Below are 9771 nucleotides of genomic sequence, written 5' to 3' on the forward strand. Positions count from 1 at the left end.
GGACCGCCGCGGCCTTCTCCTCCGGGGTGTAACGCCGCGTCTGCGGCTTCCCGGGCACCTGCTCCTTCGGCATAGCTCCATCCTCGTTTCCAAGGTCAGGAGCCTCCAAGAAACCCAGGGCGATTCAAGCCCTTGGCGGTGCCGGCGTATCGCCGGAAGGCCACATGGTGGAACCTGCGGAATGCGAGCAGGATTTTGGCTGCGAGTTGTCCCGTGGTCACGAATGGTTGGTCGCCTAGGTGCCGTTCGACGGTTCTAGCGACTCGGTGGCAAACTTCTGAACCTCCTCGTCGCTTTCCCCGCGGCCTTCCGACGCGACTCCGAAGCGGCGATCTAACGGTCGAACGGCACGCGGCTACCCAGCACCCATCGTGCGGCGAATCGGTCCCTCGCTCTGGCACGACTCGGTAGCCTGCGTAGCCAGACCGTCTGCCTGGGCCCACACGGGACAGATCCGGCAGATCGACGAGATGCAGAGACCCATCGAGGGCGCCGAACTCTGGGATGCCCTCGATACATTCCGCACCGCCTGCTAATCGGATGCGACCAGGTCCGCCTTCGGGGTCGCCAGCGTGCCACCACCGCAGGGACAGGGCGGCGCGAGGCATCATCAGTCGACCTTTCGATAGGTGGAAACGAGACGAGCGCGCAGCACGGCCGCCTGTGACACTGCTGAGGTGGCGGGGTAGACGCTCGCGGTACAGCCGTCTTTACCCTCGCAGGTCGAATGCGCCTACACGCGCTTTCGGCGCCGACCGCGCGTGGATGGAGGCACACTGGAATGACGACGGTTCCCAAAGGGCGAGCCTCGGAGCGACTCGATTCATGGGGCGTGGGGACCCGTCTCGGAATCATCATCCCCGCCGAAGATGTCGGGCAGGAGTCTGAGCTTCAGTTCTTGGCCACGCCCGAGGTACGAATTCACACCGCGCGCGTCCAGACACCCGAACGGACGGCGTCGCAGCGCCCTGGGGACATCGCGCGGGCGTTCGTGACTCCGCCCAGGCTCGACGATGCGGTTGCCTCGTTGGCCCAAGCATCCGTCGACGCAATTGCATGCGCTTTCACCAGTAGCGCCTATGTGCTGCGCGCAGAAGGCGAGGACGCAGTGCTCGATCGCGTGTCTCCTCGGACAGCAGGCATCCCTCTAGTCACGTCGAGCGTGGCCGTTCGTCTCGCTCTAGAAGAGCTCGGGGTGCAACGCGTGAGCATCTTGCACCCCCCATGGTTCGACGTGACGCTCGACGAACTCGGGGCGGCCTACTTCGACGCTGCTGGTTTCGAGGTCGCAAGTCACGGTCGCTTCACGGGCGCACCCGAACCGCGACGTATCGACGCCAGTGACCTGATCGATTACGTGGAAGGGGTTGTGAGCGCTCATTCCCCCGACGCTGTCGTCTTGGCCGGAAACGAGTTCGCCGTTACCCGGCTGATTCCTGCCCTCCAGCAGATGCTGGGTGTTCATGTGGTCACGTCGAACCAGGCCCTCTACCAGTGGCTGATGCAGGCTGCTGCGGGCAACCCGCCACCGTCTGTGACGACTGCGCCTCAAAAGTAGTTCTGACGCGCCTTGATTCACGACCGTCCCAATACCAGCTCCTGGGTGGCTATACGAAGGAGAATTCGGACCCGCGGGACATGACTTCGACGTCTTCGGCCATGCGCCCGGTGGCGCACGCCCGTCGCTAACTCACTTCCAGGCCAGTAATCAGGCCGACCAGCCTCTCGGTCGTGGCGTCTTCCCGGGCGATGACGGTCACGAGTCGCCCCCGTCGAAGCACGGCGATCCTGTCGGCAATCTCCAACACGTGAGGCAGCTGGTGACTGACTAGGATCGAAGCGATGCCCTTCGCGCGCACTCTGTCGATGATGTTGAGAACCTCGCGCTGCTGTTCAACACCGAGCGCTGCCGTCGGCTCGTCCAGGAGCATGGCTCGCTTGCACCATGCCACCGCGCGAGCAATCGCGATCGCTTGCCGCTGTCCGCCAGAAAGGGCGACGTGTTTCGGTGCGGAGGTCCGGGATCCGAATGTGCACGTCCTCGAGCGCATCGCGTGCCTCGGCGAGCATGCGCTTACGGTCCAGCCACTTGAGAAGGTTGAGGGGAACAGACCTGGCCGTGAGCTCGCGCCCCAAGAACAGGTTGTCTGCAACGTTCAGGTCCAGAGCGAGGGCGAGGTCCTGATAGACAGTCGAGATGCCAGCCTCGGTGGCATCGGCTGGTCCGCGAAGGTGCCGGACCTGCCCATCGATGAGCAGTTCGCCGCTAGATGGGGTCGAATTGCCGGACAGGATGCTCAACAGGGTGCTCTTGCCGGCTCCGTTGTCGCCGACCAGAGCGAGTACCTCACCTGGGAAGAGTTCGAGGTTGATGCGGTCGAGCGCCGTGAGGCCGCCGAAGTTCTTGGTGACGTCGCGAACCGCGAGGATGGGCGGTCCATCGTTGGCGCCAGGCGTACTTTCGTCCAACATCGTGTCTTGCACTTCAGCTCCGATCTAGGTCGGCGTCGGGGCGGCCACGCGCGGGCATGGCCACCCGCGACGTCAGTTAATAGCTGGGCCGTACAGAACCTCAGCGATTTCGGGCTGCTCGATGTTCTCCAAGTCGACCCCGACGGTGTCGAGGACCACGTGCCGCTCGACGCTGTCCTCATCGCCGTTGAGGTAGTCGACGGCGAACTGCATCGCCAGTTCACCAATGCGCTTGGCGTTCTGCGCCACGAGGAAGTCGATCTGGCCCTCCTCCAGATACGACACCTCGAGCGGCGTTGCGTCGTAGGCGGCAATGGGAATGTCCTTGCCGGCAGCCTTGAACGCGGCGGCGGCGCCCTCAGCATTCACCTCGGTGACCCCGAAGACACCCGCGAGGTCGGGGTAAGCCACCATGAGCGACCGAGTGGTGTCCTGAGACTGGGAGGGATTGCCACCAGCGTTCTGGACGGGAGCCAGCTCGATGTCGGGTGCGGCATCTTGGAGGGCATTGGTGAAGCCCTCGACTCGCGCATCGAGGCTGGGGACTCCTGAGACGATGTTGATGACCGCCACGGTGCCTTTGCCGTCGGTGAGTTCTGCCATCCGCTCGCCGGCAAGACGACCTCCTGCCTCCTGGTCGCTCTGGATGGTGCTGATGATGCCGTCCTCGTTCTCGAGGTTGCCGTCGATCAGGATTACCGGAATGTCAGCGGCGAGGAACCTCTCTACCGGAGCTCGAAGCGCCACTGGGTCGGTTGGGGCCAGGATCAGTAGGTCAGGCTTCTGAGCCAGGACGGCGTTGAGGACGTTCGTCTGCTCCGTAGGGTCGAAGTTGGGTGTGCCCTGGTAGTCAACGGTGATGTCGTTCGCTTCGGCAACCGAGTCCATGGCTCGCTTGATAGTTGAGAAGTAGGGGTTCTTGGTCACCCCCGGGACGTATGCGACGGTGAAACTCCCGCCCGAGGAGTTGCCGTCGCCGTTCGTGATTGCGCATCCCGGTGCCAGCGCGACAACGGCAGCAAGCAGGAATGGGAACACCCAGCGAGACTTGCGAAGGAATCTACCGGTCATGAGTTGCACATCTTCCTGTGTTGGGTTGGGTCCCCGAGACGCTTGGTGAACGGCGGTCGCTATCGCGCGGTGCGAGCTGCACGCAGGCGCTGTTGGTCCGCCAGGAGGGCGCCGATGAGGATGGCGCCGACGGCTATTAGCTGCCACGCGGAGTTGACGCGGGCGATGACCAAGCCGGTCTCGAGCACGGCCACGATGAGCGCTCCGAGCACGGTGCCGGCGACAGAGCCGCGGCCTCCGACGAGACTTGTCCCACCGATCACGACCGCGGCGATCGCTGCTAGCTCGGTGTTTTGACCGGCCGTGACAGTAGCGACGCCCAACTGGGCCATGGCGATGAACCCTGCGAGTCCTGCAAACAGACCTGACACCATGTACACGACCACAAGGTGGCGGGAGACGTTGATCCCCGTCCGCTGCGCAGCTTGGGCGTTGCTGCCGATGGCGTGGGTCCTGCGCCCGAACCTGGTCTTGGAGAGCGAGATCCAGGCGATGGCGGCAACACCAGCAGTGACGGCGACAGGAACCGCCAACCAACCGTCCAGGATCACCTTGTTGCCCCAGATCAGCAGATCGAGTGGGATGTTCGAGATCTCCTGACCGCCGTTGGCCAGTTGTGTGCCGCCCTGACAGATCCCCAAGGTGCCGAGGGTGACGATAAATGGGATCAGGGAGAAGCGAGTGCTGATGAGTCCGTTGACGGCGCCCACGACCATGCCGACCGTAAGGGCGACGACGAGTCCGATGAGCATGATTGTCGTCTGGCTCATTCCCGACGTGAGCAGTTTCGACATAACGAGCGCCGACATCATCCCGGCAAAGCCCAGGACGCCGCCGACCGACAAATCGATGCCGCCGCTGACGATTACGAAGGTCTGTCCGATCGCAAGGAGAAGGATCAGCGTGGCCGACACAGACACGGCTTGCCATCCCTGCTGAGTGAAGAAGTTCGGCGTCGAGACGGCGAAGCCGACAACGATGACCAGGAGGACTCCCGCAGTCCAGACAGAACCGTTGTCCTCGATGAACTTGCCGAGGTTTCGCTTGCCTTCGCTGGCCTCCGTGCCTGCGCTGTTCGTCTGGGTTGGCGTGTCGACAGACTCGGCGACGACCGGCCCTTGCTGGGTCGCGTCAGGTGTGGAGGCAGGCGTCATGGTGTTCCCTCTGGGTGAGGTGAGTCTCTTGAGCCCGGGAACTATGGCATGTGACGGCGGTTACATCGCCTCGTCTGTTTTCGCCAAGTGGAAAGCCGGCCAGCACACTTTCTCGGCGCCGCGGAGTGTGAACGTTGGCGCTCATTCCGGACGGACGGTTCGGGACGGGCTTGTGGTCACCAGTCCGGGCGCCGAGCTTGGCGATGACTGCCCGGGCAACTACGCCACCGGGATTGCGAGAGTCGCTGCGGTCGTCCCGAACCTCGGCCGCACACGACGGCGGCCGGTGCTCTGGCGCGAGCGCAGTCCCCGACGGTTCGCTTCGATCATCTGCTTCAGTGCAGCAATGTCGCGAGGAAAGGGCCGAAGGAACGAGCGCCCCCGCAGGTCAGACCCCAGGGGGCGCGAACACTGCAATCAGACCCCAGGGGGCGCGAACACTGCAGTCAGCGTGTCCTTGGCTCGCGCATCGTGTGAGTCAACGGTTACAGGCCCTTCCTGACTCACCGTGACTCTTGCGACAGCGCTATCCGTCCGGGCCATCACCCCGAGTACACGCGCTCGAGAGGAACCCGAACATCACGAGGTTGTCGCTGGTCGAGAGAAGCCGGTGACGAATCCGGCATGGCGAGGTGGACGATGAGCGCTCATCGGTTCTCCCAGGGGGTTCGAATGTCGGGCGACTTAGCCGCGCAAGGTGTCCTGCCCACGCTGGTACTCGTTCACGGCAGCTGGCACGGTCCATGGGCCTGGGAATCACTCCAGCTCGAGCTCTCTGCCCGGGGCGTCACGAGCGTGGCGGTCACCCTCCCAGGCAAGGGTCGGAAGTCAGGTGCCCCCGACTTCGAAGGCCACTGTCGAGAGCTCGCCGCTCTACTGGACGGGCTGGATGGGCCGAGCGTGCTAGTGGGCCACTCGTATGGAGGTGTCGTAGTGACACAAGTAGGACTGCGGCCACAGATCCATGGACTCGTTTACATTGCGGGCTTCAATCTCCGGGAGGGAGAAACGATCTCCTCTGTCGTGGACAGCGCCAACGGATCGCAAAGTGGCGCCGATTCTTTGGCGACCGACGACGATGGCTTCTTGCTCATCGACCCCGCGACTGCTGTCGCATCGTTCTACAACGATTGCCCGACTAATGTCGCCGAGGCAGCTGCTGCGCGCTTGACGCCTGAGCACCCGTCTTCCCGCACATCCACGGTGACGCAGGTCGGGTGGCGCAGCGTGCCGAGTCTCTACGTGGCTTGCTCTCTCGATCAGGCGCTGCCGCCCGCGCAACAAGAGATGCTTGCTCGACGGGCGACGGCGCGCGCCGAACTCGCTTCCAGCCATTCTCCGATGCTCTCGATGCCGTCCGAACTGGCGGACGTCCTGGTCGACGCGTTGGATCTGTTCAGTTCAGGGCCTATGCGGTCACCGGCGCAGACGACACCAGGCACTAGCGGTGAAAGCGGTGCGTGACTCGGGCCCATGCGGGAAGAAGCAACCGACGGTCGGGCTTCCTTATCTGGCGGCTCGGCGGTCGGAACCGAACAGCTGCCGCCTGAGCGGTGGGCAGAAACGGAGTCGAAGAGATGGCAGGAAACGTCCAGACTCCGGGAGCGAGTGTGTCGGGGCGTCTTCTCGCGGTGCTGGGTGCCTTCGACGTAGCGCATCCTGCCCATTCTTTGACCGAGATCTCCAACCGCGCCGACCTCCCCCTGTCGACCACCAAGCGGCTCGTCGTCGAACTCGAGCGGTGGGGCGGGCTCGAGCGGCTTGTCAACAAGCACTACCGGATTGGAATTCGATTCTGGGAACTGGGCTCGTTGGCTCCACGCCAGCGCGGCCTGCGCGACCACGCGCTACCGCATATGCATGACCTTTACGCGGCGACACATCAGAACGTCCAGCTCGTTGTCGTCGACGGCCTAGGGGCGCTGTGCATCGAGAAGATCTCCGGAAGCAAGGCCGTGCCGACAAAGACCGAGATCGGGGGGCGGCCGCCACTGCATGCGACCGCGGTCGGCAAGGCGCTACTCGCCTGCAGCAAGGTGGACCTATACCGCCAGGTCTGCCAGCAGGGGATGCCTAAGTACACTCCGTACACCATTGTCGAACCTGGTCGGCTCTCGGCGAACCTGCGCGAGGTTCGCCGCAAGGGTGTCGCCTACTCGCGCGAGGAGATGTCCACCGGCGCCATCTCGGTCGCCTCGCCCATCGTCACGTCGGACGGTGTGTTGCGCGGCGCTCTCGGCGTCGTGATGCGCGCGAATGCGAACCTCGACGTGCTCGGGCCAGGCGTCCGGACCGCCGCTCTGCGCATCGCGCGAGCCAGCGGCTGACGGGGTCGGCATCGATGCATGCCGCTCAGTGGCAGAGGTGCTTTGTGCATTCGGTGCCCGTCGCCTGACGTCGCGGTCCACGATGAGCTCCCACTGGCAGACCGCCGACCAGCACCCTGGCGCCACACCCGCTCAGATCGAGTTCGCCCACCACTGGCAGGACATGCCGAAGGTGGTGTTCTCCTCGACGACCAGCGCGGTCGACTGGAACAGCCGCCTGGTCACCGGCGACGCCGTCACCGAGATCACCCGGCTCAAGACCGAGGACGGCGGTCCCATGGACGTCGCCGGCGCCACCCTCGCCGCGGCGGCCATGCGGGCCGGGCTGATCGACGAGCACGCGATCGTCACCCACCCGGTCCTGGTGGGCGGCGGCACGCCGTTCTTCACGACCCTGGACAACTGGGTGAACCCTGAAGCTGGTGCAGACCCGGACGTTTCCCGACGGCGTGCTCCTGACCAGGTACGAGACCAGGCACTGAATACCCGACTTCGGATCGGCGCGGGCTCGGGCCACTCAAGGATCTCGTGGCCGTGAGGGGATCCGCTTGCGGCGCTCGTCCTCATGGTGAATGCACAGGGGACTCCGGAGCCGCCGCGGCGAGTGGCCTCCTGCAGGTGGGCTGGGCACAACGTCAGGCGCTGCGTCCGTTTGCCGACAGCGATCCCCTCGCTACTCCTTCGATGACCGACCACCCCGCACTGGCCCAGCTCACCCCCGGATGGCCCAGGAATCGGCGGAGGCGTACCTCGCCGGCGACCTCGACACCTACGCCAGGGTGTTGCCGCACGCGGACAACTTCACGCTGATGCCACCGTTCGGCGGGCCAATCAGGCAAGGCTTTGTCCTGGACGACGAGACACGCGAGGCCACCCGAAGCACCTTCCGGGGCGGCCGGGTAAAGGTCGAAGTCGACGCGTCGTACATAACCGACGACCTTGCCGTGCTCGCGGTAGTGGAGCGACAGCGCGGCCTGGTGGGCGACCTCACCGAGCAGGACTGGTCCCTCCGCGTCACGCTCGCCTTGTCTCGAAACCCAAATGCCCTGGGAGCCAGTTCGTTGCGTTCGTGTGAGGCCGGCCGGTGAGCGGTCGGCCGCCGATGCCCCCCGGGACTTGGGGAAGATCAGCGTCACGCGGACCAAGACCGGGACCTACCAGGCCGAGGCTCGCTATGCCCTCTTCAGTGGCCGTGTAGCCAAGCAGCGCGCTCGGGCTCACAGCGAGTCGGCCGCCCGAACTGCCCTCATCCAGAAGCTGCAGGCCCTGAAGGGCTCAGATGTGGGGGATGGCGAACTGACGCCACAGAGGTCGATCGCCGAGTTGGCCGCCTTCTGGCTGAAGGAGAAGGAGGTCGACAACAACGTCAGCGCCAATTCGCTGCGCGCCTATCGGAGCGTGGTGAACAACCAGGTGCTCCCGGCAATCGGGCAGCGGAGAATCGCCGACTGCCGCACGAGTGTCATCGACCGAGTCATCAAGGAGCGCGCCGCGACTGGAGCGGACGTGGCGAAGTTGCGGAACGCGCTGCACCAGATGTTCGGCGTCGCGGTGCGGCATGACGCCATCCCGGCGAACCCGGTCAAGGAGGTCGCTCGGATCTCACGGCCGCGGAAGTAGATCACCTACCTCGACCTCGAGCAGGTCGACCAGGTCCGTGCGCTCATCGACACCGAGATGAAGCGCAAGCGACCCGGGCCGCGGATGACGGCCGACCTCCGCGACATCGTCGACCTGATGCTCGCCACCGGGTGTCGCATTGGCGAAGCAGCCGGGTTCATCTACCCCGAGATTGACCTCTCGTCCGAGACGCCGACCCTCACAGTGTCGGGCACGATCGTCACCGAGACCGGTAAGGGGACGTTCCGCCAGCCGTGGACGAAGTCGGACGCCGGCTACCGGACCCTGTTTCTCCCACCATTCGCCGTCGACATCCTGATGCGCCGAATGATAGAGAGTCCCGCCAATAGGAACGGCGCGGTGTTTACGACCCGAAATGGAACGTGGCGTCAGGTTTCCAATTGGGAACGGTTGTGGAACCGGGTAGTCGATGGCACCGCCTACGACTGGGTCACCTTCCATACCTTCCGCAAGTCGGTCGCAACCCTGATTGACCAGACCGTCGACTCGAAGGCGGCGCAAGCCCAGCTGGGTCACGCCAACGAGGACATCACGCTGGAGCACTACATCCACAAGGCCAAGGTCGCGCCTGACCTGACCGACTACCTCGAACGGTTCCGGCCGCCCATCACGCCAACGACGTGACGGGGCCCACTCGGCGCCCGCCCACTCGAGAGTGCCCGCGCTGTCTTCACGGCGAGGGCACTTGCGTGTTCGCGCCCGCGGGGACGCGCTCCAAGTGCCCACACAAAGAGTCCAATTTCCGCCCACTTATCGCATCTGGTCAGAAACCTGAAAGGCCCTCTGACCGGCGTTTCCGCTGGTCGGAGGGCCTTTCTTCGTAGCGGGGGCAGGATTTGAACCTGCGACCTCTGGGTTATGAGCGAAATCGCAGCGGATTTCCTCCGGTGTCGCTCACGCGGGAAATTCGGTAAAGTCGCAGGTCAGAGGCCACTTCTTCGTTCCCCACACGTCCAAGTTGGTCCAGGCTGATCCGGCAACGTTTGCTGCCAAGTTGCTGCCAAGACACTTTTCGGGAGGGAACTCGCATGGCATGGGTCGTGGAACGTCACGGAGCACGCGGCACCACCTACAAGGGCGCCTACCGGGACCCAGACGGGCGAGAG

10 protein-coding genes and 1 pseudogene are annotated in these 9771 nt (G+C 64.5%); 7 read left to right on the forward strand and 4 right to left on the reverse strand.

Going from position 1 to position 9771, the window contains the following annotated elements; translation table 11 throughout:
• The first annotated feature begins 781 nt into the window (after nt 1-781).
• Nucleotides 782-1558, forward strand: a complete 777-nt coding sequence (locus tag D0Z08_RS31350) for a maleate cis-trans isomerase family protein (RefSeq protein WP_147381615.1) — start codon at nt 782-784, stop codon at nt 1556-1558.
• Nucleotides 1559-1685: 127 nt separating this feature from the next.
• Here the strand turns inward: D0Z08_RS31350 and D0Z08_RS31355 are convergent, their stop codons facing one another.
• The 4 genes from D0Z08_RS31355 to D0Z08_RS31370 all read right to left on the reverse strand — a co-directional run bounded on the left by D0Z08_RS31355 (nt 1686) and on the right by D0Z08_RS31370 (nt 4697).
• Nucleotides 1686-1970: a P-loop NTPase family protein gene (locus D0Z08_RS31355; protein WP_425454082.1), complete on the reverse strand. Its 285-nt coding sequence runs from the start codon at nt 1968-1970 to the stop codon at nt 1686-1688.
• A complete protein-coding gene (locus D0Z08_RS31360) occupies nt 1894-2484 on the reverse strand; it encodes an ATP-binding cassette domain-containing protein (protein WP_118929216.1) in 591 nt (196 codons plus the stop codon). Before D0Z08_RS31360 ends, D0Z08_RS31355 begins: the two co-directional genes overlap by 77 nt.
• Before the next feature lie 60 nt (nt 2485-2544).
• Complete coding sequence (locus D0Z08_RS31365) at nt 2545-3510, reverse strand: substrate-binding domain-containing protein (protein WP_182481610.1); 966 nt, start codon at nt 3508-3510, stop codon at nt 2545-2547.
• Between the two features lie 92 nt (nt 3511-3602).
• Nucleotides 3603-4697 carry an ABC transporter permease gene (locus D0Z08_RS31370; RefSeq protein ID WP_118929218.1) on the reverse strand — a complete coding sequence of 365 codons (1095 nt, stop codon included), beginning with the start codon at nt 4695-4697 and terminating at the stop codon, nt 3603-3605.
• Between the two features lie 672 nt (nt 4698-5369).
• Between D0Z08_RS31370 and D0Z08_RS31375 the strand changes: the two genes are divergently transcribed.
• From D0Z08_RS31375 to D0Z08_RS31400, 6 genes and pseudogenes are all read left to right on the forward strand, one after another.
• Nucleotides 5370-6161 (forward strand): alpha/beta fold hydrolase, encoded by a 792-nt coding sequence (locus tag D0Z08_RS31375; RefSeq protein WP_245994683.1) that lies wholly within the window; start codon nt 5370-5372, stop codon nt 6159-6161.
• A 113-nt stretch (nt 6162-6274) separates the two neighbouring features.
• Nucleotides 6275-7024, forward strand: a complete 750-nt coding sequence (locus D0Z08_RS31380) for an IclR family transcriptional regulator (RefSeq protein WP_118929220.1) — start codon at nt 6275-6277, stop codon at nt 7022-7024.
• Between the two features lie 79 nt (nt 7025-7103).
• Nucleotides 7104-7506, forward strand: a pseudogene (locus tag D0Z08_RS31385) (dihydrofolate reductase family protein); the annotation flags it as partial.
• Between the two features lie 240 nt (nt 7507-7746).
• Nucleotides 7747-8112, forward strand: coding sequence for a Cif family virulence factor (locus tag D0Z08_RS31390; RefSeq protein WP_118929221.1), 366 nt, complete (start codon nt 7747-7749; stop codon nt 8110-8112).
• Entirely contained in the window at nt 8096-8644 is a 549-nt protein-coding gene (locus tag D0Z08_RS31395) for a phage integrase central domain-containing protein (RefSeq protein WP_182481612.1), read from the forward strand. Before D0Z08_RS31390 ends, D0Z08_RS31395 begins: the two co-directional genes overlap by 17 nt.
• On the forward strand, nt 8645-9289 hold the full coding sequence (locus D0Z08_RS31400) for a site-specific integrase (RefSeq protein ID WP_281271805.1): 645 nt from the start codon (nt 8645-8647) through the stop codon (nt 9287-9289).
• Nucleotides 9290-9771: the final 482 nt, after the last annotated feature.

Origin of the sequence: Nocardioides immobilis (assembly GCF_003515065.1) — a bacterium.
GTDB classification, from domain to species: domain Bacteria; phylum Actinomycetota; class Actinomycetes; order Propionibacteriales; family Nocardioidaceae; genus Nocardioides; species Nocardioides immobilis.

Excerpts from the sequence above, each read along its gene's own strand:
- D0Z08_RS31350 (WP_147381615.1), top strand. The coding sequence starts at position 782 with ATGACGACGGTTCCCAAAGGGCGAGCCTCGGAGCGACTCGATTCATGG.
- D0Z08_RS31370 (WP_118929218.1), bottom strand. The coding sequence starts at position 4,697 with ATGACGCCTGCCTCCACACCTGACGCGACCCAGCAAGGGCCGGTCGTC.
- D0Z08_RS31375 (WP_245994683.1), top strand. The coding sequence starts at position 5,370 with ATGTCGGGCGACTTAGCCGCGCAAGGTGTCCTGCCCACGCTGGTACTC.
- D0Z08_RS31380 (WP_118929220.1), top strand. The coding sequence starts at position 6,275 with ATGGCAGGAAACGTCCAGACTCCGGGAGCGAGTGTGTCGGGGCGTCTT.
- D0Z08_RS31390 (WP_118929221.1), top strand. The coding sequence starts at position 7,747 with ATGGCCCAGGAATCGGCGGAGGCGTACCTCGCCGGCGACCTCGACACC.